The sequence below is a fragment of the Bacillus pumilus genome (genome assembly GCF_900186955.1).
Classification (GTDB): domain Bacteria; phylum Bacillota; class Bacilli; order Bacillales; family Bacillaceae; genus Bacillus; species Bacillus pumilus.
Map to the genome: position 1 here is coordinate 2,230,234 of NZ_LT906438.1, position 24,833 is coordinate 2,255,066.

28 protein-coding genes are annotated in these 24,833 nt (G+C 41.0%); 6 read left to right on the forward strand and 22 right to left on the reverse strand.

Annotated features, from left to right (window positions below; all coding sequences use genetic code 11):
- Positions 1-37 precede the first annotated feature (37 nt).
- Complete coding sequence (locus CKW02_RS11415) at positions 38-211, forward strand: DUF2759 domain-containing protein (RefSeq protein WP_003217333.1); 174 nt, start codon at positions 38-40, stop codon at positions 209-211.
- Between the two features lie 223 nt (positions 212-434).
- Here the strand turns inward: CKW02_RS11415 and CKW02_RS11420 are convergent, their stop codons facing one another.
- The 11 genes from CKW02_RS11420 to rpmG all read right to left on the reverse strand — a co-directional run bounded on the left by CKW02_RS11420 (position 435) and on the right by rpmG (position 10,207).
- Positions 435-749, reverse strand: coding sequence for an MTH1187 family thiamine-binding protein (locus CKW02_RS11420; protein WP_003217504.1), 315 nt, complete (start codon positions 747-749; stop codon positions 435-437).
- 78 nt (positions 750-827) lie between these two features.
- A complete protein-coding gene (locus tag CKW02_RS11425; protein ID WP_003217413.1) occupies positions 828-2,081 on the reverse strand; it encodes an MFS transporter in 1,254 nt (417 codons plus the stop codon).
- A gap of 351 nt (positions 2,082-2,432) precedes the next feature.
- A complete protein-coding gene (locus tag CKW02_RS11435) occupies positions 2,433-3,557 on the reverse strand; it encodes a M14 family metallopeptidase (RefSeq protein ID WP_003217367.1) in 1,125 nt (374 codons plus the stop codon).
- An 86-nt stretch (positions 3,558-3,643) separates the two neighbouring features.
- Positions 3,644-5,563: an LTA synthase family protein gene (locus CKW02_RS11440; protein ID WP_003217406.1), complete on the reverse strand. Its 1,920-nt coding sequence runs from the start codon at positions 5,561-5,563 to the stop codon at positions 3,644-3,646.
- A 213-nt stretch (positions 5,564-5,776) separates the two neighbouring features.
- A complete protein-coding gene (locus CKW02_RS11445) occupies positions 5,777-6,730 on the reverse strand; it encodes an ROK family glucokinase (protein WP_003217302.1) in 954 nt (317 codons plus the stop codon).
- Positions 6,731-6,743: 13 nt separating this feature from the next.
- Positions 6,744-6,947 carry a YqgQ family protein gene (locus CKW02_RS11450; RefSeq protein ID WP_034620832.1) on the reverse strand — a complete coding sequence of 68 codons (204 nt, stop codon included), beginning with the start codon at positions 6,945-6,947 and terminating at the stop codon, positions 6,744-6,746.
- A gap of 70 nt (positions 6,948-7,017) precedes the next feature.
- Positions 7,018-8,556: a rhomboid family protein gene (locus CKW02_RS11455; RefSeq protein ID WP_003217348.1), complete on the reverse strand. Its 1,539-nt coding sequence runs from the start codon at positions 8,554-8,556 to the stop codon at positions 7,018-7,020.
- Between the two features lie 86 nt (positions 8,557-8,642).
- On the reverse strand, positions 8,643-8,816 hold the full coding sequence (locus tag CKW02_RS20290) for a hypothetical protein (protein WP_017367602.1): 174 nt from the start codon (positions 8,814-8,816) through the stop codon (positions 8,643-8,645).
- A gap of 89 nt (positions 8,817-8,905) precedes the next feature.
- Positions 8,906-9,370, reverse strand: coding sequence for a hypothetical protein (locus CKW02_RS11465; protein WP_003217369.1), 465 nt, complete (start codon positions 9,368-9,370; stop codon positions 8,906-8,908).
- Positions 9,371-9,448: 78 nt separating this feature from the next.
- Positions 9,449-10,009 carry a 5-formyltetrahydrofolate cyclo-ligase gene (locus CKW02_RS11470; protein WP_003217476.1) on the reverse strand — a complete coding sequence of 187 codons (561 nt, stop codon included), beginning with the start codon at positions 10,007-10,009 and terminating at the stop codon, positions 9,449-9,451.
- Between the two features lie 48 nt (positions 10,010-10,057).
- The gene (rpmG, locus tag CKW02_RS11475; RefSeq protein ID WP_012010579.1) at positions 10,058-10,207 is read right to left on the reverse strand and encodes a 50S ribosomal protein L33; all 150 of its coding nucleotides are present in this window, start codon (positions 10,205-10,207) and stop codon (positions 10,058-10,060) included.
- Between the two features lie 421 nt (positions 10,208-10,628).
- Between rpmG and CKW02_RS11480 the strand changes: the two genes are divergently transcribed.
- Positions 10,629-10,976, forward strand: a complete 348-nt coding sequence (locus CKW02_RS11480) for a hypothetical protein (protein ID WP_003217285.1) — start codon at positions 10,629-10,631, stop codon at positions 10,974-10,976.
- Positions 10,973-11,473, forward strand: a complete 501-nt coding sequence (locus CKW02_RS11485; RefSeq protein ID WP_003217472.1) for an endolytic transglycosylase MltG — start codon at positions 10,973-10,975, stop codon at positions 11,471-11,473. The genes CKW02_RS11480 and CKW02_RS11485 overlap by 4 nt, the downstream gene beginning before the upstream one ends.
- A gap of 43 nt (positions 11,474-11,516) precedes the next feature.
- Here CKW02_RS11485 and pstB (CKW02_RS11490) read toward each other — a convergent pair whose 3' ends face one another.
- From pstB (CKW02_RS11490) to CKW02_RS11530, 9 genes are all read right to left on the reverse strand, one after another.
- A complete protein-coding gene (pstB, locus tag CKW02_RS11490; RefSeq protein ID WP_034620853.1) occupies positions 11,517-12,299 on the reverse strand; it encodes a phosphate ABC transporter ATP-binding protein PstB in 783 nt (260 codons plus the stop codon).
- 13 nt (positions 12,300-12,312) lie between these two features.
- Positions 12,313-13,125, reverse strand: coding sequence for a phosphate ABC transporter ATP-binding protein PstB (gene pstB / locus CKW02_RS11495; protein ID WP_034620835.1), 813 nt, complete (start codon positions 13,123-13,125; stop codon positions 12,313-12,315).
- A gap of 23 nt (positions 13,126-13,148) precedes the next feature.
- Positions 13,149-14,033, reverse strand: coding sequence for a phosphate ABC transporter permease PstA (gene pstA / locus CKW02_RS11500; RefSeq protein ID WP_003217489.1), 885 nt, complete (start codon positions 14,031-14,033; stop codon positions 13,149-13,151).
- Positions 14,033-14,959 carry a phosphate ABC transporter permease subunit PstC gene (pstC, locus tag CKW02_RS11505; RefSeq protein WP_003217329.1) on the reverse strand — a complete coding sequence of 309 codons (927 nt, stop codon included), beginning with the start codon at positions 14,957-14,959 and terminating at the stop codon, positions 14,033-14,035. The genes pstA and pstC overlap by 1 nt, the downstream gene beginning before the upstream one ends.
- A 79-nt stretch (positions 14,960-15,038) precedes the next feature.
- The gene (locus tag CKW02_RS11510; RefSeq protein ID WP_003217324.1) at positions 15,039-15,956 is read right to left on the reverse strand and encodes a phosphate ABC transporter substrate-binding protein; all 918 of its coding nucleotides are present in this window, start codon (positions 15,954-15,956) and stop codon (positions 15,039-15,041) included.
- A gap of 214 nt (positions 15,957-16,170) precedes the next feature.
- The gene (locus CKW02_RS11515) at positions 16,171-18,306 is read right to left on the reverse strand and encodes a peptidoglycan D,D-transpeptidase FtsI family protein (RefSeq protein ID WP_003217334.1); all 2,136 of its coding nucleotides are present in this window, start codon (positions 18,304-18,306) and stop codon (positions 16,171-16,173) included.
- 122 nt (positions 18,307-18,428) lie between these two features.
- Positions 18,429-19,715: an MFS transporter gene (locus tag CKW02_RS11520; protein ID WP_003217361.1), complete on the reverse strand. Its 1,287-nt coding sequence runs from the start codon at positions 19,713-19,715 to the stop codon at positions 18,429-18,431.
- A gap of 121 nt (positions 19,716-19,836) precedes the next feature.
- Complete coding sequence (gene sodA / locus CKW02_RS11525) at positions 19,837-20,445, reverse strand: superoxide dismutase SodA (protein WP_003217313.1); 609 nt, start codon at positions 20,443-20,445, stop codon at positions 19,837-19,839.
- Between the two features lie 187 nt (positions 20,446-20,632).
- On the reverse strand, positions 20,633-21,118 hold the full coding sequence (locus CKW02_RS11530) for a DUF456 domain-containing protein (RefSeq protein ID WP_003217408.1): 486 nt from the start codon (positions 21,116-21,118) through the stop codon (positions 20,633-20,635).
- Positions 21,119-21,261: 143 nt separating this feature from the next.
- On the opposite strand from CKW02_RS11530, the gene CKW02_RS11535 reads away from it, so the two are divergent.
- Positions 21,262-22,032, forward strand: a complete 771-nt coding sequence (locus tag CKW02_RS11535; RefSeq protein ID WP_003217320.1) for a DUF1189 domain-containing protein — start codon at positions 21,262-21,264, stop codon at positions 22,030-22,032.
- Between the two features lie 55 nt (positions 22,033-22,087).
- Here the strand turns inward: CKW02_RS11535 and CKW02_RS11540 are convergent, their stop codons facing one another.
- Entirely contained in the window at positions 22,088-22,633 is a 546-nt protein-coding gene (locus tag CKW02_RS11540; RefSeq protein WP_034620838.1) for a GNAT family N-acetyltransferase, read from the reverse strand.
- 190 nt (positions 22,634-22,823) lie between these two features.
- Between CKW02_RS11540 and CKW02_RS11545 the strand changes: the two genes are divergently transcribed.
- On the forward strand, positions 22,824-23,126 hold the full coding sequence (locus tag CKW02_RS11545; RefSeq protein WP_003217371.1) for a hypothetical protein: 303 nt from the start codon (positions 22,824-22,826) through the stop codon (positions 23,124-23,126).
- A 105-nt stretch (positions 23,127-23,231) separates the two neighbouring features.
- On the forward strand, positions 23,232-24,344 hold the full coding sequence (ispG, locus tag CKW02_RS11550; protein ID WP_003217392.1) for a flavodoxin-dependent (E)-4-hydroxy-3-methylbut-2-enyl-diphosphate synthase: 1,113 nt from the start codon (positions 23,232-23,234) through the stop codon (positions 24,342-24,344).
- A 43-nt stretch (positions 24,345-24,387) separates the two neighbouring features.
- Here the strand turns inward: ispG and CKW02_RS11555 are convergent, their stop codons facing one another.
- Positions 24,388-24,750: a DUF308 domain-containing protein gene (locus tag CKW02_RS11555; protein WP_003217474.1), complete on the reverse strand. Its 363-nt coding sequence runs from the start codon at positions 24,748-24,750 to the stop codon at positions 24,388-24,390.
- Positions 24,751-24,833 lie beyond the last annotated feature (83 nt).

The following is a 24,833-nucleotide window of genomic DNA, read 5'->3' on the forward strand; positions in this document are numbered from 1 at the left end:
GAAATCAAGGGGATTGATGACAAAGGGGGACTTTCACATGATGCTCGTCATTATTTTTGGTCTAGTCACGATTTTAGCTGCACTCGGGATCTATCGCTCACTTAAAAAAGTGAACGTACTTGCCATCGCTTTTGCTGGCGCGACATTTTTGGTTTTTGGCTGGTTTACTGTCATGACCATCATCTATAGCGGTTATCCAACTGCACATTAAAAAGCCTGCATATGGCAGGCTTTTAGATTATTGACAAAGGGCTAAAATGATCTTGATTTTAGCCCTTTGTCTTCTTTTCAGCTTGATAGAAAACCTTTGCAGCCTAGGAAGGACGAGTACCGGAGCGGAGCGAATTTGATATTCGTGAGCACCGGCACGCAGGACTGACACCGAATGCGAGGGTTTGTCTACACGCTGAAAGCCTGCATTTAGCAGGCTTTTTTTATTGATTCAAGTGCTTATTCACGCTTTCTATTTTACTTGTAAGCGTTGTGGTTTGATCCCGCCTGTCATCAATGCGGATATTGGTCGCTACGCGGTGCAGTCCCTTTTCAAAAGGTGCTTCATGAATGTGCTGAATGACTTCAAATAAAACGGATAATTCACCTTCAATTAATGTATTCATTGGTGTTAGTTGATAATTAATTTTCCCTTCTTTTTGAAAGCCTTCTAAAATTCTTTGTACATCTGCTACATAAGCACTGACACTTGGTGTTTCCGTGCCTATTGGAATGATAGTGACATCTGCTATGGCCATGTTTATTGCCCCTTTCCACTCAAATCCTCATGTTTTCTCGTCCTCATTGTAACCTATTCGCAATCCATCATGCCATGCTCACGTTGCATTTAAAGAAGGTTTGTCCCGTTCTATCGTCAAATCCGCCCTCTCTACCTTCCCAATTTTTGTGAATAGCAGCAGGCATATCCCTGATACAGCTTCAATGATGCCTCCAGCCGCAATGACATATCCGGAACCAAATAATGTCGCCATATAGCCGCCAATGAGAGCGCCTAACGGGATCATGAAGAAGGAAATCATATTGATAATTGCATACACTTGCGGCTGATCCTCTGCTTTTACTGACAATTGAATCATTGTATGTTCAGGCACGTTGACTGCACTGATGGCGGCACCTAATGCAAAAGCTGATATAAACACAAGTGGTAAAAATGCGTTCATACCTGTGATGAAAAACGAGATTCCATCAACAATCCCGGCACCTATAAACAGCAGCCCATACCGGTTCACTTTTACCTTTGTCAAAACAAACCCCATCAAGAATGCACCTAGTGCCGTTGTGACTTTAATAAATGAATAGATCACGGGTCCACTATGTAAATCCTCTGTTAAATAAATAACAGACAATGCTTCCCATGGTGCGGCAGCAAAGTTTGAGCAGACACAAAAAATCGCCAATGGGAACAAAATATGATGCCTTCTCACAAGTGAAAATCCCCGAATCAATCTTTTGCCGTATGATACCCCTTTTTTGGCTTTATCAATGATGATTTCTGTTTCATATGTAATGATTAATACAAGTAAAGCGGACAAGAGATAAAGAGGAATAATCACAAGCATTGTATATCCTACCCCTACAAACGCAATCATGACACCACAAACCGTGACCGTCACAAGCCTGACTACATGACTTGCTGATTGAATAGTTGCATTCGCTTTTTGTATGAGGTCCTCATGGACAAGCTTTGGAATAATTGATACAGACGCCGGTTCGTAGGAGCCACCAGTTGCCGAATGAAGCAGCATACACCCAATAACAAGTGCTAATGGCGTGAAACCATAAAAGTAACTGACCACAATCACAAGAATTATCGCTCCTCTTGTTAAATCAGCAAAACACATCCAAAATTTCAATTGATGCGGCTTCATCATTGGGGTAATTAGCGGCCCAACAATGGCTTGCGGAACAAAGCTGACCGCAATAAAAAAGGCTGTTCCAATTGCCCCTTTTCCGCCTAGTACTAAAAGCCACAAGATGGTGTTGAAAGATAAACTATCAGCTGTTATTTTGCACATTTTAGACATAAATAAGTAAGTGAAATTCCTTTTCCACAGGCTTTGAGCACTCAATGATCGACATCTCCCTAAAACATATCCTTTTTTTTACATCCATACCTTTCACAATAGCTCACAATTTGGCCTTCGTCAATTGCCCTAACATTATTTTTATTGACAATAAGAAATTGCTTCATGTTCAAATGTAAAAAGCACCTGACAGGTGCTTTTAGATTGTTGACAAAGTGCTAAAATGATTTTTATTTTAGCACTTTGTCTTCTTTTCAGCGTGATAGAAAACCTTTGAAGTCTAGGAAGGGCGAGCACTGGCGCGGAGCGAATTGAACATTCGTGAGCACCAGCGCGCAGACCTGACAACGAATGCGAGGGTTTGTCTACACGCTGAAAGCACCTGACAGGTGCTTTTTAACACTTACATGCTTCCCATAACAACCGCTTTGTTTTCTCATAGATCGTGTCAAATTGATTCATGGAAAGAGGATTTTTTCCTAGGCCAAGCTCGACTGTATACCCCTCATTGTGACATTGATAAATAAACCAATCGCGATAGCCTGCATAGCTGTCAAGATATTGAACCGGTTTATAGCCGCTTACTTGTTCGAATCGTTTGACCGTTTCTTTTGAGATGGCTGGTTCATGACCAAGAAACCCCCAGTATATCTCTTCCCCTTGTGTATGGAGAGCAACAAGCCTGTCAAAGCGTTTTCGTAACGCTAGATTTGCCATCGCTTTCGCTTCTGGCTCTGTTAGCGGCTGATACCCAGGAAAACCTCGATTGGACGGAGCCTTAGTTTCATAACGGTAGTATTCGATCTCCCAATAAGCAGGAAATTGATTGTTCAAATCCACCCCTCGTATATTTGCTTTCCACTCCTGATAGTCAGCATATCCATCATGTAGCGGTGTGAATTCTTCACTGCTCAGACCAAGTGACTCTGGTCCATTTCGTACGAGGTCCACACCATCTGGATTCACCAATGGTACGATAGAGAGAGCTGTGGTTCGCAGAATATGAACGGCTTCATGATGCCTTGCTTGCACCGGGTCAGATGCAGCCAAACACAGCGATTTCAGCCATTTTATTAAAACAGACGTCGTGATCCATTCATTTGCATGAAAAGAGGCATTCAAATGAATAGAATGTAAATGCTGAACAGGCTCTGTTCGGATTTCATAAATAGGTGTATCAAGCACTGAATGACCTATGATGCTCATTTGAAGAAAAGGAAATGCGGCTTTCAAGTGGCTCAACTCTTCTTCTAATTGAGCACTATCATATTCAAAGGTTCCATTGATCCAATCATCGGATTGCTGCAGCCTGTATGGCGCAATAAATTTCTGCAGCTCACCTATGGAAGAAAATGAATGGATGCCTTCCGGAAGTCGATATCCCGGTAAAAGGAGGTACTCATTGCTGATTTGATTGGATAAATGGAAAGCTGCATTCCCTATCCCTAACTGCTTTGCTACATGATCCTTTTCCTCTCCATCTAGCTGCCATTCAATTTTCCCAAACGACGTTGTCTTCATTTACATCCCTCCTCTCATACTATATGAGCCGGCAGACCAAAAAAGAAAACCTCTGCATGTAAAAATAACAGAGGTTTTCTCGTATGTTAGGACGCCTTTTTTAGCTGAGTTTCATCTTCTTTTTTGGATGGAGAATGGTCCGGGCTATTCCGGTCATAAAATCTAAGGAGATCCCCATAGATGATTTGATCAGAGAATTGGAGCTCTTGCTTTGCCTTCTCTTCATAAGACTGACACACAGTCTCATCATCTCTTGGCTCACCCGTTTTTTTATTGTAGCAAACACCATCTGTGAACACACTGTCCTTCGTAATAAAACTGCCATCACGAAGCACGGTAAAATCATTCGTATCTTTCGATAAAAGGTCATGGCCAAATTGAATTTGTTTACTTGTATCAATTCCTAATAGATTGAGTACAGTTGGGCGGAGATCGACCTGACCACCTACCGTATCAATTTCTTTTGGATGTTGGTCTGTGATCCCTGGAATGTGTACAACAAACGGGACTTTTTGAAGCTGCACTTCTTCAAATGGCGTAATCTCTTTATTTAAAAATTGCCCCATGGCTTCGTTATGGTTTTCCGAAATTCCATAGTGATCCCCATATAAAACAAAGATGGAATTTTCGTACAAACCTGTTTCCTTCATTTTTTCAAAGAAAATCTTCAGCGCCTCATCTTGATATCGCACTGTAGGAAAGAACTTGTTTAGCGTTTTGCTCTTAGAATCATATTCATCAATGAGCTTATCTTCTTCATCTAGATCAAACGGAAAGTGATTCGTTAATGTAATCAATCTCGTATAGAAAGGCTGCGGGATCGATTTCATCAATTCCGCTGACTGTTCGAAGAATGGACCATCTTTCAGCCCCCAGCCAACTGAATTTTCTTCATTTACATCAAATGATTTAATATCAAAAAACTTATCGTAGCCAAAGCTATCGTAGATCAGGTCACGGTTCCAGAAACTTTTGTTATTCGCATGAATGACAGAAGAATGGTACCCCTCATCCTTTAACAGCTCAGGTGTGGCTGTAAACTCATTGCTTGGATTTGTGAAGAACACAGCCCCTCTTCCAAGTGGATAGAGAGAGTTATCAACAATAAACTCTGAGTCAGATGTTTTCCCTTGACCTGTTTGATGATAGAAATTAGTAAAGTTGTAGCTTTTCTTGATTAATTTGTTTAAAAACGGGGTGATTTCTTTCCCGTTTAGTTTTTCATTGATCACGAAACTTTGTGTAGATTCAAGTGAGACAAGAATGACATTTCGTCCTTTTGCTTGACCAAACGTCTTTTCATTACGGTCGGTTTGATTTGCACTTATATAGTTTTCAATTTCTGTTAAGCTATTGCTGTCAGCAAGGGCTCGTTGAGCAGACTGCTTCGATTGCAGCACTCCATCATAAATATGGAAATTATATAAGCTGATATTTTTCACCAGCATCTCACGGTCAAATGAGCGAGTGAGCAGTTCTGGTCTCTCTGTTTCAGCCAAACCAAGGTTAAAGAAGAAAGTCGCTGCCACAAATAAATAATAGGCTGCTCGTTCTTTTCGTGAAATGGTGACATCCGTTCTAAAGGAAGGCTGCTTTTTATAGAGCCACATTAAAATGATAATATCAACGAACATTAGAAAATCGACTGGTTCAATTAAAGAGGTAATACTTGACCCGAGGTCACCCATATTGTTTGTTTGAAATAGGACGGGGATGGTTAAAAAGTCACTATAGAATCGATAAAACACAATGTTAGCTAACAAAATAAATGTCAGAATAAAGCTCGTCACGATGATATATCGATTGCGATTTTTTTCTTTCATAAATAAACCGATTCCGAAGATAAACAAGATAAAGCTAAGCGGATTAATAAACAGGATGAACTCCTGCATGAAATTTTCTATTTTAATATTGAAGCTAGATTTATAGATAACATAGGTTTTGACCCACATGAGCAATGTCGCAATCAGTAAAAATGAAATCGCCTTTAATCTTTTCTTTCGCATTGTAACCTCCTTATGCTAAGCGAGCACTCAAGCTAGGGATACACCCTAATTATTGGTGCTTCTTCAAAAATAACTAAACTATATCTTATCCTGTATGTGCTGGAAAATCAATGTCTTTTTCCTCATGACAAACTTATGAATATGCTAAACATTTCATTTCATGCCCATCTATCGCTTTTTTTAATAAAAATGACATCATGATGACTTTTTTGTTTAAGACAACCATTTGTTTTTTGCCATCCATGCACCGCCGATGACTCCTGCATCGTTTCCGAGAGAGGCAATCACGACTTCGACATCATCAGCGCAAGGCGGAAATGCGTGATGCTTAACAACGCGTTCTACTTTACTGCGAAGGAGCTCACCTGCTTTTGAAACACCGCCGCCAATCACGATTTTTGTTGGGTTTAACGCACTGGCAAGATTCGCTAACACAAGCCCAAGATGAGTCGTCACTTCTTCTACGACACGCATGGCAAGATCATCTCCACTTTCAGCGGCCTTAAACACTTCCTTTGCAGTCAGCGAAGTGAGCGTGCCAAGTGAAGATGTATGCTGCTCTGTTACTAATTTATCCTTTGCAAGCCGGACGATGCCAGTCGCAGATGCAATGGTTTCAATACAGCCTGTTCTCCCGCAATTACACGGTGCTCCTTGGAATGGAACGGCACAAATATGGCCAATTTCTCCGCCAGCCCCTGTCTCACCTTGAACAACTTCACCATTTACAATAATGCCGCCGCCAACACCTGTGCCAAGTGTGACCATCAGGATGTTTTTTGCGCCATCGCCTGCACCCTTCCACATTTCACCGAGTGCAGCAATATTCGCATCATTTTCGATGACAGATGGAAGTCCGGTCTCTGCCTCTAGGTGATCTTTGAGTGGATAGTTTGTCCAGCCGAGATTCGTTGTTTTATAGACAATCCCAGATACTTTATCTACAGGCCCAGGTGCACCCATTCCAATCCCAATCAGCGCTGATTTGGGCATACTGATTTCGACTAGTTTGTGGTCAATTGATTTGGCAATATCGACTGTGATCGTCTGCCCTGATTTATCCGTAGGAATCTCCCACTTATGCTGAATTTCACCATATAGGTTAATGAACGCAAGCTTAATTGTCGTACCGCCAAGATCAACTCCTACAAACCAATCCCCGATCATATGCCCTCCACCTTCACATTGTTTTTCGATTTAATTTGGCTAGTTCCATTTGAAGAATCGTCATTGCGTTTAACCATTCTGTCCGGTCAATAATGCCCGATGTATACATTTCCTTCAGTTCATCTGCCATAAAATCTAATTCCACTTCACGATCTCCGAAATACACATAATTTCCAAATCTCATGAGCAGCTGCTGTACATCATATAACGTTTTCATTGTTTCCACCATTTCTTCTCATCAACAGATAGGATAAGCGTATTCATAAATGCGCTTTCAGTCAAGTCATTCAATGTGTTTGCGTGTTTTCAATATATTGTTTCAGCTTTAAAAATTGATCATTTTTTGGATCTTGGTCTAACCCTTTTTCTATTAGTTCCTCTGCTTTCGCTGTCTCTCCTTTTTCTACGTACAACAACGATAAATGATACAGTTTATTTGGATCATCTGGATTTTTTTTAAGCGACTTTTGTAAAAATCCAATCGCTTTGTCAAGGTGTCCGAGCTGGGCTTCCGATAGTGCATATATATGTAGAGCCTCAGCTGATGCATCCTTTTGATATACATATTCCTCTAGACGTTTACTTGCTTCGTTATAGTTCTTGTCATCAAATAAACTTGCTGCCTCACTTACTGCTGCCGCTTCCTTTTGATCGTCTGAATGAAACCCTGTATACAATCCAAAACCACCAATCAACAGTAGAACAATACTAGCAAGAAACATTTTGACAGGCTTCACCTGTTTAGGAAGCCGGACAGCTAAAGCCGCTAAAAAACCGCCAACCAGACCGCCAAGGTGCCCTGCGTTATCAATACCTGATACGGTAAAGCCGATCCCTAAATTGATGAGGATGATCACAATAATATTTGTCCCCATCGTCCGGAAGAAGAGCTTGCGGTTAGAAATTGCCAAATATAATAGTGCACCTAAGCATCCAAAGATCGCGCCTGATGCACCGGCTGCGATGGCCGTATTAAAGACAAAGCTCGCTATGGAACCAAAAGTGCCGGAAATGAAATAGATGAGCAAAAATCTCCATGAGCCATAAATTTTCTCAACAGCCGCTCCGACAGACCAAAGAGCAAATGTATTAAAGAGTAAGTGTGTCAAGCCAATATGCAAAAACATTGGTGTAATCAGACGCCACCATTCTCCATCTAAGATCAGCCCATTATTTTTAGCACCAAACGCTGTCAAAGTTGCCGTATTGGTACTTCCGCCAAATAGTTCAAGTAAAAGAAACATCACCACTTGAACAGCGATGAACAGGTAGGTGAAAATCGGTCTGCCATTTTGAAAAACGGCCCGTTCTCGTTCACGCTGCTTTTCCTGATCATCAAATGCTTGAAGTACGCTCACTTTAAGCTGGATGACATCTTCAGCTGTGTCTCTTTTTGCCTCTTCTACATCCACTGTCAGAGATGTATTGAGCCATTTTTGCAGCTCATTTACGTCGTGTTGAAGAGTGTCTGCATTCAGTAATACAGGTGTAACCGTCACCTTTTGCTTTTTTTGCGGTTGACCGTTTAGGTCCTCCCAATCATCTACAGGGTCGTCAGCTGTAAATTGGAGCTGTAAGAGATGCAGAGAACGTTTACGCATGGCCTCTCTCAGCTGATCCATCCGATACGTCTGTTCTTCGATATCTCGAACGATCTCCTGTTTAAAATTCACATCTTTTCTATATAGACGGATGAGATCATACCCTGAGTTTCGTGGTGCTTCAAAAAATATTTCATCTTCTGGAAACGGACTTTGAATCATCTCGTACCCTTTTTGTCTTAATTCATCAACAACTCGCCAAAATAAACTATCTATGACATTCATTCATTCGCGCTCCATTTTTTACATTATTATAACAAGAATCGTTCTGATCCGCATTTCTGAACAAAAAAATCCCGGCGTCTGCGGGATTAGAATGCTTGGCGAATAAATTTCGTCCGAAAATATGGGATTTTCATCAGCCACTTAATAAAAAAGTGACGCACTTGATTTTGACCTAAGATCAAATTCATCAGCCGGTAACGATTTTGCACGAGAACGAATGCAAACAATGTGAACACAATGCTCCAAATCATTTTATTCATCATATTCCCTCCTATGTTCGTATCGTGGCTTAAATAGGATGTGTTTATGCATGAACCATCATTTTTATCGCTTACCATGTGATATGCTTTCACACTCTAATCCCTTGTTCTTTTGATTGAATATAATAGACCTCTTCACACTCAGATTGATCATAAGAAACGTCAAATTGATGAAGATCGATTAAATCCTTGAACGTATGAGGCAGCTTACAATTCTGCTCTACCTCTTCTATCTTGTGAGGGAAGTAATTGTCGTATGGATTTGGTGTATGAACATATACAGCGTCTAAACCAGGGTCATGTTCGTGAATACAAATCCATGTTTGGTATGGCTTTTCAAAGCCTTCAAGCTGTTTTAACAGCCTATGATATAAAGCGATATGGGCTTTGATATGCTCTCTTCTTATTTTTAAGCTATTTTCCCCGACCCCAAAAAAATCAAAGTGCGTATGCCAAAAATAAAACCATGAATCCTGATCGAGTTTTAGGTCACAAGTATTCACTTCCTCCCACATATTGCGGAAGTATCTTTTCTTTCCACGAAATTTTTTCAAAACGGACCTCCTATCAGCTAAAATGCCATGACCTTATGAAACAACAAAAAGCCCGTTCTTTGGACAATGAGCGGACTTTTACTTTTGATATAACGTGCCTTTTTCACTGACAATCATAGACACCGGTATGTCGTGCGCTTCAGTCGGCACATGCCTGATTTGCTGTAAAGACAGACAAAGTGCAATGGTTCCCCCGTGATAGTCAGCTAAGTAGCGGTCATAATAGCCGCCCCCAAATCCAATCCGGTAGCCTTTTTGATCGAAGCATACCCCAGGCACAATGATTAAATCAATGGTTTCTTTATGTACAGCTGTTGATACTTGAGGGTCTGGTTCCAATAGCCCAAAGTAGCTGGGTGTCATCTTTGTTTCGGGTGTATATTCATAAAACATCATCTCTTTTGTTTTCGGAAAACAGGTAGGGATACATACTGTTTTTCCTTCTTCCCACGCTTTTTCAATTAAAGGCATTGTCGGTATCTCTTTTCCACTAGACATCGTCAAAGCGATCGTTTTCGCCTGTTTCCATGCTGGCAGCTGCAATAAGTGCTCATGAAGTAAAGCCGTGCTGCGCTCAAATTCTTCAGCGCTTATTTGATCAAGCTTGGCTAATGTTTGAAGGCGAAGCTCCTTTTTCATACAGATCATCTCCCATCATAAAAAAACAGCAGGAAAATTCCCTGCTGCTTACTTTGTTTCACGATGTACAGTTTGTTTTTTATCACGTGAGCAATACTTTTTGAATTCAACGCGATCTGGATTGTTTCGCTTATTCTTTTTAGTAATATAGTTACGCTCACCGCATTCAGTGCAAGCTAGAGTAATATTTACGCGCATATTTTTCCCTCCAAACTAAAATCAATTCACATTCAGACCTAACTATAATACCACTTCTAGCTTAGGAATGCTAGAATGTTTTTTCACCAATTTCAATTTGAGTGCATCCACTTACATATCGCATGCTTATGTCATGAAAAATCGTCTGCTCCCCTATAAAACCTGATCCTTTGTCGTACTGTATACATGAGAGACCCTCTTCTCCCCGCCGCTTTCATTTATTTTGACAGCGAAGCAAGGTTTTCATACCCGTTTTACATATAAAAAGAAAAAAGATGAAAAAAAGGTGATTTTCTTCAGCAATTCCTTTTGAAACTAGCTTTTTTATGGTATAAAAAAGAAGGGTCGAAAACTGTCTGAAACAATCTTGGAAGCCTTTTATGGCTTTCAGCATTAAAATATGAATAAAAGGTGATGAAACATGGAAATTGCAATTATCGGATTGCTTGTTGTCAGTATTGTACTGATCGCATTCTCATATTTTCAAAGAGAGCCGATTAAAGAAGTCGAGCAGGAACTTGAAACACTTCAACTATCTGCAATGCAAGAAATCTATAAACTGAAAAAGAAAATGAAAGTGCTTGAAGAAGAATTACTTGAAACAAACATCGTCGTCCGCAAGCATTCAGAAATTGATCCATCCATCGCAAGACAGATCATTTCAAAGCACCAAAATGGCATGTCTCCTGAGGCCATTGCGCGCGCTGAGCATGTATCTGTAGAAGATGTCAACATGATCATTAAAGACAACGAGAGGGTGCTTGTATGACGAAAAAAAGCATCCAAACGTTTGCAGCAGGTATGATTCTTGCAACTGGGGTTCTTGCGATTGTCTTTTTCCTCACTGGGAAAGACGAGGCAGCAGCTGATACAACAACAAAAGAAACCCTCGCACAGAAAGTAACAGACACTGACGTGAAAAACTATTTAGACTCCAAAAAAGAAGTCACTGTCAGCCGTGAAACGTACCAGCAGCTTCTTGACTATAAGGAAAAAGCGCTGAAGGCAAATGAAGACGGAGATTCTAAAAGTGATCAACAAAAAGAGGACAAGCCTAAAGGCAAATCGATCAAATTTGTGATTAAAAACGGTATGAGTACAAGTGATGTTTCAGACATGCTTGAAAAGGACGGCATCATCAACTCGTCTAAAGATTTTAATGATTACGTAATTGACGCCGGCTACCATAAAGAAATTCGTGCAGGCAAGTTCAATTTAAAAACAGGAATGACATTCAAACAGATTGTCAAAGCCTTAACAAAATAACAACAAAACCCCCCTGGCGGCACTGACCTCCAGGGGGGTTTCCTTATCCAAATCGACCAGATATATAATCATTCGTTCTTTGATCGTTTGGCTCAGAAAACATCACATTCGTATCATTGACCTCAACAAGCTCCCCCATTAAGAAGAATGCCGTTCGGTCTGATACCCGAGCCGCTTGCTGCATGTTATGCGTCACAATGGCAATCGTATATTTCTCTTTCAATTTCATAATCAATTCTTCAATCTTTAATGTTGAGACAGGATCAAGCGCTGATGTTGGTTCATCCATTAATAAGATGTCTGGGCTTGTAGCAATGGCTCTTGCGATACAAAGACGCTGCTGCTGACCGCCAGAAAGGCCTAGAGCGGGAGCACTTAATCGATCTTTCACTTCATCCCATAGGGCAACATCTCGAAGCGCTTTTTCCGCGATTTCTTTCAATTGCTGCTTGCTCTTAACTCCATGAATTCTTGGTCCGTATACGACATTATCAAAAATTGACTGAGGGAATGGATTCCCTTTTTGAAACACCATGCCGACATTTTTACGCAGCTCCACTAAATCGACACGACCTTTTAAAATGTTGTCATCTTTATACATCATATCCCCAGTGATTTTCACACCTGGCACTGTTTTGACCATAAGATTTAACGTTTTAATAAACGTTGATTTTCCGCAGCCGGACGGGCCGATAATCGCTGTAACTTCATGCTCTCTAATCGCTAAGTCAATATGCTTCAATGCATGATGCTGTCCATACCAAAGATTCATATCATTCACACGAAACACTTCTTTTTTTGCTGCTTTAGTTGCTACTGCATTCATCAAATCACCCGCCTTATCCAAATCGACCATTGATATAGTCTTCTGTTTTTTGCTGTGCAGGACGTGTAAAGATACGTTCTGTGGCATCATATTCTACTAGATCTCCGTTTAAGAAAAAGGCCGTACGATCTGATACACGGAGCGCTTGCTGCATGTTGTGTGTCACAATGACGATTGAATAATCATTTTTTAATTCGCCTAATAGCTCTTCAATTTTCGCATTTGAGATAGGGTCTAGGGCAGAAGCCGGTTCATCTAATAATAAGACACTAGGTTTCATCGCAAGTGTACGTGCAATACAAAGTCGCTGCTGCTGACCGCCTGACAATGACAAAGCAGATCGGTGCAGACGATCTTTGACCTCATCCCATAACGCCGCCTTTGTTAAGCTTTCCTCAACCGCATCATCAAGCACAGATTTTCTTTTTTCCCCGGCATACTTTAACGCATGGGTGATGTTATTGTAGATCGATTTAGGAAATGGATTTGGTTTTTGGAAGACCATGCCGATTTCTCTTCTTAAATTCACCACATTAATACGGTCATCCAAAATATTTAATCCTTCGTACATGATCGCCCCTTCACTTCTCGCACCTGAGATTAAGTCGTTCATGCGGTTAATACTGCGTAAAAAGGTAGATTTCCCGCAGCCGGATGGGCCGATTAATGCGGTGATTGCATTCTTCTCAATCTCGAATGAAATGTGATTGACCGCTCTTTTTTCACCATAATAAATGCTTAAATCCTGCACCTGTAAAATCTGTTCCGCTTGAAGTGGAGCCTTTTTCGCTGCAATCTCTTTTTTTTCTGCTAGCATTTGAACCATATCCCCTTCACACCTCTCTCACATTATTTTGACGTAAGCTTTTTATGAATAAATGAACCAAGCCATCTAGCAGCTAGGTTGAACAATAAAACTGAAAGCACAAGTACAGCTGATGCACCATTTGCAATGGCCTCTGCATCTGGAATGATTCCTTGTGTATTGACGTTCCATATATGAACGGCTAATGTTTCTGCTGGTCTAAACACATTCAGCGGTGACGTATCAGAAAAAGGACTCCAGTTTGTGAAATCAAGGCGCGGTGTGGAGAGACCTGCTGTAAAAAGAAGAGCAGCCGCCTCACCAAAGACTCTTCCTGATGCTAAAATCGCACCAGTGATAATAGACGGAAGCGCACCTGGAATAAGGACCGTTTTGACTGTATGCCACTTCGTTACACCAAGCGCTAGTGATGCTTCCTTTTGATCCTTCGGTACAGAGCGCAGCGCATCTTCTGTCACCCTGACCATCACCGGCAGGTTAAACACAGTGAGCGCAAGAGCTCCTCCAATAATCGTATAGCCCCAGCCTGTTAAATTCACAAACATGAGTAAACCAAACATACCAATGACGATAGACGGAAGTGAAGACAGCACTTCGATACATGTACGAATAAAGTCTGTGACTTTGTTTTGAGGAGCGTACTCTGCCATATACACTCCGCCGCCGACGCCAAGCGGTACTGTAATCAGCATCGTAATAAACAAAATATAAAACGAGTTAAACAGCTGATCCCTGATGCCGCCGCCAGAGCCAATCGCACTTGAGCGGGTTGTCAAAAAGTCGAAATTTAATTCTTTTGCACCGTTGAAAATGATATAAGAAAACAAACCAACGAGAATCGCCGTAATAATGGCAGCACATAATCCAAATATAAATGTGGCAAAACGATCGGTCATTTTGCTATTCATTAAATCTTCCTCCTAGACGACAAGTATCTGATAATGAGTATGAACATAAATGATACAACTAGAAGGACAAGTCCCATTGACCAAAGTGTATTGTTCTCAACACTTCCATACGTTGTGTGACCCATGTTTAACGTAATAATGGTTGTTAATGTACCAGCTGTATCCATAATGCTCTCTGGTAAATTACGCGTGTTTCCAATGACCATCTGTACAGCAAGGGCTTCTCCAAATGCTCTAGCCATGCCAAGAACGACCGCTGTCATTAATGTTGGCAGAGCTGCTGGGACAAGCACACGTCTAATCGTTTGCCATCTTGTTGCACCTAATGCGTACGATCCCTCTCGTAAACTTTTTGGTAGTGAACCCATTGCATCAGTCGCAATGGATGTAACGGTTGGCAGGATCATAATAGACAGGACAATCGTTCCTGCTAGCACGCTATGCCCTGAGCCGCTTGACTTAAAATGTCCGATAAACGGCACCAATACTGTAAGACCTATGAATCCGTAAACAACGGATGGAATCCCTACAAGCAATTCAATGACTGGCTGGAGGATTTTACGTCCCCAAGCAGGTGCAATTTCTGTCATAAAGATTGCGCCTGCGATGCCTAGCGGCGCTGCAATGAGTGCCGATAGGAGCGTGACGGCGATTGATCCGAAAATAAAAGGAAATGCGCCGTACTGCGGGTTTTCTGCTGTTGGGTTCCAATTGATACTGGTTAAGAACTCAATTGGGCTTACACCATTTACGATGAAAGATTGTAAACCCTTAATGCCAAGGAAGATGGTAATGGCGATAGATACAGCAATCATTAAGAATGCGCAAAATCTCACCAAAATACTTCCTCTTACTTCATCCATTTGCCTATTTTTCTTCGAGCTGATCAGTCGATCGCTCGCTTCTGTATGTTCTATCTGCTTCATCTTTTTCTACACTCCTATGAATGTCATAAAAGGAAAAGTGAAAAGCTCCACTTTTCCTTCATCAGCAATTCAAGACCTCTTACTTATCTGTTTGTTTGCCTGTTGCGTCTCTTTCTACTTTCATATTAGCAACTGAGATGTAGCCTTGGTCTTTGACGATTTCTTTTTGTACTTCATCACTCATGAGGTAATCTAAGAATTGTTTTGCTAGACCATCTGGCTCACCTTTTGTATAAGAATGCTCGTAAGCCCAAATTGTATATTTACCGCTTTCTACATTGCTTTCTTCCGGTTTCACACCATCAATGCTAAGCGGTGTAATTTTGTCATCTGTTAAATAAGAGAATGCTAGGTATCCAATCGCACCTGGCGTTTCTGCAATCAGTTTTTTCACTGTGTTTGAAGAATCTTCTGTGATTCCTTCTGCAGGTGTTGCTCCATCAAGTGCATATTTCACAAATGTTGCACGAGTTCCTGAAGAGTCAGGTCTGTTGACAAGAGTGATTTTTTGGTCTTTCCCGCCAAGCTCTTTCCAGTTTTTGATTTTACCAGTGAAGATTTTTTTCAATTCGTCCTTTGTGATGTCCTTGACACCCACTTCAGGGTTTACAGCTGCGGCCATTCCAACAACTGCTACTTTGTGGTCTGTTAAAGCTTTTGCGTCGATTCCGTCTTTCTCTTCTGCGAATACATCTGAGTTACCAATTTGTACAGATCCTTCTGACACTTGAGAAAGTCCTGTTCCTGAACCGCCGGCTTGTACTTGAATATCGGCTTTTGGATGTTTATCCATGAATTTTTCTGCTGCCGCAAGAACTAAAGGCTGCATCGCAGATGATCCTGAGATGGTAATGGAACCTGATGCCTCATCTTTGTTTGAAGCATTTCCTTTACTGTCTTTTGAATCTCCGCTTGAGCTGCTGTTTCCGCATGCTGTGACGAATGCTAACAATGCGATAGTAAGGAAAGTAAGCAGCCATAATTTGTTCTTTTTCATTTCAAGAATACCCCCTGAATAATTTGTCCTACGAGTAATACATTAAAGGTTCTTTATTAATTTCGTTTAAATGGAATGTTAAGGTTTTGTAAATGTCGAAGTTTTGTAGAGATCTTGCGATGTTTTTTATGTATTTTGTCAATTTATCTCGAAAATTTTGAAGAAAACGTAAAAAAACGCCCACAAAAAGTGAGCGTTTTTACCTAGAAAAGGTCTAGTCATTTGTTTCTGCTTCATTTTCAATTTTATTTTTGTTCTTCGCTTGTGTATCATTGCTTTCCTGTTTTGATTTTAGCTCAAAGTATTTGTCTAATACTTGTTCACCGATATCATTTGTAATTGGATAGCGCTGATTGTAGTCTTGATACACCCATGGTACAACGACGGAAATGGCCACTTCTGGATTATCAGCAGGCGCATACGCCACAAGTGTTGTGTTATATGTTGGTGTGCCGCGTTTGCTTTTAATTGGGCCGTCATAGAATGATTGAGCGGTTCCTGTTTTGCCAGCTGGGTTATACTTTTTGTTACCAAAGTTCGAGTAGGCCGTCCCTCTTGGGTTCTGCATGACAAGCTTGAAGCCTTGCTGAACACGCTTGATCTCATCACCTGTCATGTCTAGCTTATTCAATACGTCCGGTTTGACGGATTCTGTTACAGCACCAATGCCGCGCTGCGGATCTGGCTCTCTCACTTCTTTAACAAGCTGCGGACGTAAACGATATCCGCCATTGGCAATCGTTGAAACGTATTGCGCCATTTGCAGCGGTGTAAACGTATCATACTGTCCAATTGCATAGTCAAGCAGGAGACCAGATTGTGTAGACGTTCCCCGGTAGCCTGTCGCTTCGTTTGGCAGGTCAATCCCTGTTTTGACACCAAGACCAAATTTACTGAAATTATAACGGAATGTATCAAAAGCTTTCGGATCGATTGGGAGCGGCTGGTTCTTACGATACTCCCCTTTTCCAACGGCAATCGCTGTTTTAAACATATACACGTTAGATGAACGCTCGAGTGCCGTTAAATCATTAATGAGTCCCATATTTTGATAGGATTTCTTAGGCGGTGACTGCGCGATATACAGCGGTTCATCGTACTGGGTACTTCCAATATGAATCACGCCTGTTTTATATCCCGTCAGTACAGTGGCCCCTTTTACAGCTGAGCCCATCGCATAGGATGAAGTCATCGTTCCTAATGCGTAGTCATCAAATTTGTATTTTCCGTTTTTGTTTGAAATCTGTTTCCCCGCAACGGAGAGAACTTCTCCATTTCTAGGGTCCATCATGACAACAAACGCACGATCAAGAAGCTCTGTCCCGCCTCTTTGTTTCGCACTTCTTAAGTTCTTTTCAACGATTTTTTCTACTGCTTTTTGCAGCTGAATATCAATGGTGAGCACTAGGTCTTTCCCGCTCTTTCCTTCTGTTAGCACTTTAGAGCTTGTCACATTGCCCTCTTTATCAGTTGTACTCTGCTCTTTTTCCTTTTGGCCTTGCAGGACATCTTCATATTGATATTCTAGATAGCTTTTTCCTACACGGTCATTTCGGCTGTAGCCGAGCGATAAATAATGTTCAAGAAGTGACTGCGGAAGTCCTTCATCACTTGAGGACACGCTGCCGAGCATACTGCGAAGCAGTCCTTTATACGGATAGCTGCGTGACCAGTCTGTTGTGACATCCACACCTGGCAGCTCGTCCAAATGCTCAGAGACGTAAGCAATTTCGCTTGGCTTCACATCATCATTTTTAATGAATTGAGGCGTAAGTGCATAGCCTGCATCCATTTGTCTTTTAATCGCAAGCACTTGTAAGTCTTTTTTCGTCAGTTGATTTAATTCCTTGTCCGTGATGCGTTTCAGCTGAAGCTCATATAATTTATCATCAGCGACCTTATCGTCACCCTTTAATTCCGATTCCTTTTGAACAAGCTTTTTCGCTTCATTCGGGTGCGTTAAAATCCAGAAATCTTTTTTGTCACGATCTGTAATTTTTTTCGTACTCACATGAATCATATCCGCTAATTTTGTAGCCACTTTGAGCCGCTCTTCTTGTGAAGTCGTCGAGGTTCTCGTATATGTAATGGCATTTAGCGCTTTATTGTTGACAATCGTATTATAGTTTCGATCGTAAATTTTTCCGCGCGGAGCAGATGAGCTGACATTCACATCCTCTTGTTTTTCTGCCTGCTTTTTATAATCTTCTCCATTGACAATTTGTACAAATCCGAGTCTTACAACAACACCGGTAAAAATAATAAACGCAGCTAAAAATAGTAAATTCAGCCGAAGTGGAAGTGTTTTGCGCCCTTCCTTCGCGTCTTTTTTGTTTTTCTTGTTTCTCATCACATCACCTTTTCTATCAAGAAAGAAATGGCACCCCTTTTTGTGTATAAAAGGTGCCATCATCATTTTAGCGGTTTTTCTATTATTTATCTAGAAATTTGATGTTCCATTGGTAAGAAATTTTACCTTTCTCCCTTAATAAGGTTCGTCTGAGAAACTGGCTTTTGACCGTCTGCCTCTTTCATATCAGCAGTTTTTTCTTTCAAATGAATATCTTTTACAAAGAAATAAATGAGGGTATGTCCCGCTCCAAGCACAACAAGAGATGCAGGTATCCCGAGCTCATCACCAAGTAAAGTGACAGACAAAAGAAACAACACAATGGAACAAATACGGCCAGCATTTAAAAACAGCTCCCTGACCACAATATATTCAATTCGGGCTTTCCTTGCATACCTTGCATGACCGATGACATCGTATGTTAAGGATACATATGGAACAAGCAGAAGCGGATATCCTATCGCGATGGCTACCGCATACATGAGAAGTGATACATAGGACAAGTGAAAGACGATTAAGAACAAGGCGCCGTATAAAATCAGCCCGCCAAGCATAATGGCTTTCTTACGCCATTTTTTCTTAATCAAACGCGTAGCGAAGAAATAAGCGAAAAAGGCAACACCTGAGTTCACCAAACCAAATGTCCCGAGAGCAAGCTCACTGTTTGTTGCGATAAACACAAAGACACTGATTAAGAAGACAAAGACCCCTTCACGAAGCCCTTGAAAAAAGTGAGCTGTTGTAATCTTACGCCAATTCTCGTCGGCATGGCGTTCTTTCCATATTTGCTTGATGATAAATTTTCCTTTGGACTGCCTTCTCTTGAGGAAAAAGCTCATCACAACCGCTAATGAAAACAAAATTAGCGATAAAGTAAAAATCACTGTATAGCCCGTATCATCTGTTAATTGAGAAATGACAATACCCGCGATCAGTGGACCGATCATGCCAGCTGTAGAGGTGAGGACTCCGAGAAACCCATTAAAGAAATCTCTTGTTTCAGGCTCGGTGATCTCAAAGGTAAGTACGTTAAAAGCAAGCCAGTAAAAACCATAGCCGATCCCAAGGACACTCCCTAATAAAACAAGCCGCGCGGCCGCGTGCTCTCCTGCTATTAAGACAATTAAGTAAAAAGCGGCTAAGAAGATCACGCCGAAACGAAGGACAAACGCCCGGTCTATTTTTTTAGCAAGCCGGCCTGCGAATAAAAATGTAATGGGCTGAAGCACAACAATAGCCAAATTGTAAATCGCAAGATCTGTGAATTTCCCAGACTGTTTCCATAAATACACGTTTACAAACGTATTAGAAAGTGCAATGGCAAGTGCGTATAATCCGCCAATCGTGAGGAGGAGCATTAAATCTCTTGTAACATCCATGTCCCCGAACATTTTCTTTAATCTGCTCATATATTTCATTCTCCTTTTCTACACAATAGTCTGTCTCATCAAAAGGCAGATATGTAAAAAAGGAGGGAAAATATAAAAAGACCTGCTTCTCTAAAGAGCAGGTCTTTTCAAATCAAATGGTTTATTTAGCTTCGCTGTAAAGGCGAGCCACTTCATCCCAGTTCACAACATTCCAGAAAGCTGAAATGTAATCAGGACGACGGTTTTGGTAGTTTAGGTAGTAAGCATGCTCCCAAACGTCAAGTCCTAGAATTGGTGTTTTTCCTTCAGTTAAAGGAGAATCTTGGTTTGGCGTGCTTGTGATTTCAAGTTTGCCATTGTTCACAACAAGCCATGCCCAACCAGAACCAAAGCGTCCTGCAGCTGCTGCAGCGAAATCAGATTTGAATTTTTCAAATCCGCCTAATTCTTTTTCGATTGCATCTGCAAGTTCACCAGTTGGTGCACCGCCACCGTTTGGTGAAAGAAGCGTCCAGAATAATGAGTGGTTAGCATGTCCTCCGCCATTGTTACGTACAGCTGTACGAACGTTTTCAGGTACAGAGTTTAGGTTAGCCACTAGCTCTTCGATTGATTGATCTTCAAGAGCTGATACACCTTCGATTGCTTTGTTTAAGTTTGTTACATATGTGTTGTGGTGTTTTGTGTGGTGAATCGTCATTGTTTCCTTGTCGATATGTGGTTCTAATGCATCGTAAGCATATGGTAATTCTGGAAGTTTAAAAGCCATGGTTAAATTCCTCCTTAGAAATGTATGTACTGAAATGCTTCCTTAGATCGTAAGCAAGCAATTCATCCTACTCAAAGAGTATCAAAAGAATTGGCTTGTTTCAACGTTATTGCTCATGATCTGAAACATTTCAGTGTTTATTTTGTATTTAGCCCTTTAGAAAGAGTTTTAAACGCCCTTTTTCTATTTATCGAAGGACATAAAATAAAAAGATGCCCAGCATCAGCGCTTGAATCAATCCTTTGGCAAATACACCTGATATAAATCCGATTAACGAGCCTAATCCTACTTTCACACTTGTTTTCACATCTTTTTGATGAACAAGGAGCTCTGCTATAACACTTCCGATAAATGGACCAATGATAATTCCTGCAATCGGAATCACAAAAGGACCGACTAATAACCCAATGGTGCTTCCCCAAATAGCTGCACGGCTGCCGCCAAAACGCTTGACCCCAATCAGGTTCGAGACATAATCTGCCGCAAATAATACCGCGGTAAATACGGCTTGAATGAGCCAAAACGTCAGTGTCAGCGGCTCGAAGCTGAAAAAGAAACCATATAGAATAAATCCGAGAACCATAAAAACCACACTAGGGATAATTGGATAAACAAGTCCAACAAATGCAATGATAAATGCACAAATGATGAGAATCCAATACAGCACGTCCAAGTCACAGCCGCCTCCTTTTTATTTGCTGTATACATTATGCCTCATTCCCTCTATCTTAACCAGCAATGAAGGCCATACTTGTACTTGTTAGATAGACATTGATACAATATGAGAAATAGAAAAGAATGTAGGAAGTGAATTGATTGAACGTATTTAAACTATTATTAAAAGGCATTTATTCACCAAAAGATATTGCGAAAGCACGGTTTACAGGGATTGGCAAAGCGATTTTATTCATTTTTATCCTTTCGATCATCGCAGCAGTTCCTCAGGGTTATCATATGAGTCAAGAGATCTCGAATGCGATGTCAGGATTTCAGCATGTGATCAAAAAAGATTTACCTGATTTCTCAATCGAAAAAGGAAAGCTTCAAGCGGATCAAAGTGAACCGATAGAAAAAGAAGAAAACGGCATTACGATCATTTTTGATCCTGCTGAAAAAATAAAAGCAAGTGAGCTTGAATCAAAGCAAACGGCCATCGCATTATTAAAAGAAAAAGCTGTGATTGCCATTGATGGGCAAATGACAGATATCCCGTATCAGCTGCTTGGTGGGACACTGACAAAAGACGAACTTGCCCGCGTCACAAATCAGAATCAAGCGATTATTATCCCAGTCATCTGTGTGCTGTTATATCTATCAACTGCGGCTCTCATGTTCATTAGCGCAACTTTCCTTGCGATGCTTGGTACATTTATTAAACGCATGCAGCAAAAAGAGCTGTCCTTCCAAATGCTATGGAAGCTCTCTGCTTACTCACTCACATTAACAACAGTCTTTTTCGCCATCATGAGTGCATTAAACACGCCTGTTGCGAATTCATTTTTATTAAATTGGGTCATTAACTTTATCTTCTTATACCTTGTTGTAAAGGAAATACCCGCTAAACATAAACCACTTGTCAAAAATTAATTTAGTGTATGAAAGCTCCCCCAACTTGGAGGAGCTTTTTATGTATGTGCATGCTCTATGATTCATCCGGATGAATGATCGCAAACAAATAATGATCTTCCCATACGTCATTAATCTTTACTTTTTTACGATTGAGTCCCTCATTTTCAAAACCTGTCTTTTCAAGCACACGAATGGAACCTATATTACTCGGCTTTACTCCAGCTTCAATACGATGCAGGTGCAGCTCATCAAAGGCATAATCGATGATTAAACGAATGGCTTCTGTCATATACCCTTTCCCGCCATGCTTTTCATCAAGTACATACCCCAGCCAAGCTCCTTCTACCGGGCCTCTTACGACAGAATTTAATGAGATTGTCCCAATTAAGGCATCTGTTTCATTTAAGAAAATACCGTGCATGTAGGCTTCATCCTGTACGCATTTTTCCACACTGCGCTGAATTCGTTCAATTTGACGAGATAACGTGAAAAAATCATCTTTGACCAAAGGTGTAAATTGCTGAAAATATGAGCGATTCTCAAGTTCAAGTGCGAGTAGTGATTGTGCATCTTCTTCTGTTAGCGCTCTCACATATATATGCTGACTGATTTTCTTCATAAACTCTCCCCCCTGCTTTTATTTTATCATAATCGTGATAGAAGCTTGAAAAAGCACCGCCGAGAGTAAATTCAATACAAGACACACTAGAACGAACTAGAACCTCCCTTTCCAGCTTTTCTCCTCATGTTGGTTCTATCATTTCGGGACATGCATAGACTGAAGTAAACTCTTAAAAGCGGTGAGTGAAATGCGGCGTATTATTTTTTTGCTAATCAGTTTGTTTGTCCTCTTTATTATCTTTTTTGATTTAAAAAATGGCACCATTCCCGTTGAAGAAGGTCCAGCTGTCCCTGCAAATGCCTTTCAAACACCTGAGAAAAAAGCATATAAGAACGTCACAGTGAAACAAGGTGAAACTGTCGTCTCTATCGTCCATACAAGCAAGCCACTTGATGAAGTCATTGAGGATTTTGAAGAGCTGAATCAAGGCGTCAAAGCAAACGAAATTCGGGCAGGCAGCACATATAAGTTTCCGGTATATAAGAGATAAAACGTTAATTCCTTGTCATTCATACAAAGAGACTGTTACAATATGAACTGTAAAACAAGACGTACATGGCAAAGAATTGCTTGTACACTAAGGAGCGATTGACAAGTGAGTGAAGTCACACATCGTACTAAAACACGTCCCGTCAAAGTGGGACCTTTAACTATAGGTGGAAATAATGAGGTTGTCATTCAAAGTATGGCAACAACCAAAACACATGATGTCGAAGCGACAGTAGCTGAAATTAAGCGTCTTGAAGAAGCTGGCTGTCAAATCGTGCGTGTCGCATGCCCAGACGAGCGTGCAGCAAATGCGATTGCAGACATAAAAAAACAGATCAACATCCCGCTAGTTGTCGATATTCATTTTGACTACAAGCTTGCACTGAAAGCGATTGAAGCAGGTGCAGACAAAATTCGAATCAACCCAGGAAACATCGGAAGACGAGAAAAAGTCGAAGCGGTTGTGAAAGCAGCAAAAGAAAAAGGCATTCCAATCCGTATTGGGGTAAACGCTGGTTCATTAGAGAAAAAAATTCTTGATAAATACGGCTACCCAACAGCAGATGGTATGGTCGAAAGTGCACTGCACCACATTAAAATTCTTGAAGATCTAGATTTTCATGATATCATCGTCAGCATGAAAGCATCTGATGTCAACCTAGCGATTGAGGCGTACGAAAAAGCTGCAAAAGCATTTGACTACCCTCTTCACCTTGGAATTACAGAATCAGGTACATTATTTGCAGGTACGGTCAAAAGTGCAGCTGGTCTCGGTGCTATCTTGAATATGGGGATTGGGAATACACTCCGCATCTCATTAAGTGCTGATCCAGTTGAGGAAGTAAAAGTAGCACGTGAACTGTTGAAATCATTTGGTCTTGCAGCAAATGCAGCCACACTGATCTCTTGCCCAACTTGTGGACGAATCGAAATTGACCTCATTAGCATTGCAAATGAAGTCGAAGAATATATCTCCACGATTAAAGCACCGATTAAAGTAGCTGTTCTTGGCTGTGCTGTAAACGGTCCAGGTGAAGCGCGTGAAGCTGATATCGGAATTGCCGGAGCTAGAGGAGAAGGCCTATTGTTCCGTAAAGGTGAAATTGTTCGTAAAGTGCCAGAAGAAACAATGGTCGAAGAACTGAAAAAAGAAATCGATAAAATTGCTGAAGAGCATTATGCAAAAATGGAAGCTGAAAAAGCAAAAGCCAACGCATAACAAAAAACGCCTGACGTCACTGTCAGGCGTTTTTCTGTTCTTGTTAAAAGAACGGGGTGATAAATATGCCAAGGATGACGGAAACAATTCCGATCCCGATTGACCATGCGCCAAGCGCATGTGCTCCTTTTCTTCTTGCAATATAACCAACGACGATTGCCGCTACTCCTAATAGCACCGGCAAGACAAATAACGAGATAATCGCAATCGCGAGTGCTGTATAGCCTATCCCCTTACTGCCTGAATCGTCACCAACTTGGTCACGTTCTCGTCTGTCTACTCGATCTCTTGAAGCCTGATATGGCTCTGCAATTTCAGCAGCTGTTTCCTCTAGATAGCCATCATCATTACTAAAGTGTGTGTCGATTTCACGATCATTTCTTCTGAAATCTTCGTCTCTTTCCATGATCAATTCCCCCTTTTGGTTAATAGAAAGGAGCTTTTTTAGTATGAGCAAAAATGTCTGTTTCATGTTTGCTAAAACTTGCT

What these genes read in the sequence shown, in the direction of transcription:
- CKW02_RS11415 (WP_003217333.1), top strand. Translation starts at nt 38, where the DNA reads ATGATGCTCGTCATTATTTTTGGTCTAGTCACGATTTTAGCTGCACTC.
- CKW02_RS11420 (WP_003217504.1), bottom strand. Translation starts at nt 749, where the DNA reads ATGGCCATAGCAGATGTCACTATCATTCCAATAGGCACGGAAACACCA.
- CKW02_RS11435 (WP_003217367.1), bottom strand. Translation starts at nt 3,557, where the DNA reads ATGAAGACAACGTCGTTTGGGAAAATTGAATGGCAGCTAGATGGAGAG.
- CKW02_RS11440 (WP_003217406.1), bottom strand. Translation starts at nt 5,563, where the DNA reads ATGCGAAAGAAAAGATTAAAGGCGATTTCATTTTTACTGATTGCGACA.
- CKW02_RS11445 (WP_003217302.1), bottom strand. Translation starts at nt 6,730, where the DNA reads ATGATCGGGGATTGGTTTGTAGGAGTTGATCTTGGCGGTACGACAATT.
- CKW02_RS11450 (WP_034620832.1), bottom strand. Translation starts at nt 6,947, where the DNA reads ATGAAAACGTTATATGATGTACAGCAGCTGCTCATGAGATTTGGAAAT.
- CKW02_RS11455 (WP_003217348.1), bottom strand. Translation starts at nt 8,556, where the DNA reads ATGAATGTCATAGATAGTTTATTTTGGCGAGTTGTTGATGAATTAAGA.
- CKW02_RS20290 (WP_017367602.1), bottom strand. Translation starts at nt 8,816, where the DNA reads ATGAATAAAATGATTTGGAGCATTGTGTTCACATTGTTTGCATTCGTT.
- CKW02_RS11470 (WP_003217476.1), bottom strand. Translation starts at nt 10,009, where the DNA reads ATGAAAAAGGAGCTTCGCCTTCAAACATTAGCCAAGCTTGATCAAATA.
- rpmG (WP_012010579.1), bottom strand. Translation starts at nt 10,207, where the DNA reads ATGCGCGTAAATATTACTCTAGCTTGCACTGAATGCGGTGAGCGTAAC.
- CKW02_RS11480 (WP_003217285.1), top strand. Translation starts at nt 10,629, where the DNA reads ATGGAAATTGCAATTATCGGATTGCTTGTTGTCAGTATTGTACTGATC.
- CKW02_RS11485 (WP_003217472.1), top strand. Translation starts at nt 10,973, where the DNA reads ATGACGAAAAAAAGCATCCAAACGTTTGCAGCAGGTATGATTCTTGCA.
- pstB (WP_034620853.1), bottom strand. Translation starts at nt 12,299, where the DNA reads ATGAATGCAGTAGCAACTAAAGCAGCAAAAAAAGAAGTGTTTCGTGTG.
- pstB (WP_034620835.1), bottom strand. Translation starts at nt 13,125, where the DNA reads ATGGTTCAAATGCTAGCAGAAAAAAAAGAGATTGCAGCGAAAAAGGCT.
- pstA (WP_003217489.1), bottom strand. Translation starts at nt 14,033, where the DNA reads ATGAATAGCAAAATGACCGATCGTTTTGCCACATTTATATTTGGATTA.
- pstC (WP_003217329.1), bottom strand. Translation starts at nt 14,959, where the DNA reads ATGAAGCAGATAGAACATACAGAAGCGAGCGATCGACTGATCAGCTCG.
- CKW02_RS11510 (WP_003217324.1), bottom strand. Translation starts at nt 15,956, where the DNA reads ATGAAAAAGAACAAATTATGGCTGCTTACTTTCCTTACTATCGCATTG.
- CKW02_RS11515 (WP_003217334.1), bottom strand. Translation starts at nt 18,306, where the DNA reads ATGAGAAACAAGAAAAACAAAAAAGACGCGAAGGAAGGGCGCAAAACA.
- CKW02_RS11520 (WP_003217361.1), bottom strand. Translation starts at nt 19,715, where the DNA reads ATGAGCAGATTAAAGAAAATGTTCGGGGACATGGATGTTACAAGAGAT.
- sodA (WP_003217313.1), bottom strand. Translation starts at nt 20,445, where the DNA reads ATGGCTTTTAAACTTCCAGAATTACCATATGCTTACGATGCATTAGAA.
- CKW02_RS11540 (WP_034620838.1), bottom strand. Translation starts at nt 22,633, where the DNA reads ATGAAGAAAATCAGTCAGCATATATATGTGAGAGCGCTAACAGAAGAA.
- CKW02_RS11545 (WP_003217371.1), top strand. Translation starts at nt 22,824, where the DNA reads ATGCGGCGTATTATTTTTTTGCTAATCAGTTTGTTTGTCCTCTTTATT.
- CKW02_RS11555 (WP_003217474.1), bottom strand. Translation starts at nt 24,750, where the DNA reads ATGGAAAGAGACGAAGATTTCAGAAGAAATGATCGTGAAATCGACACA.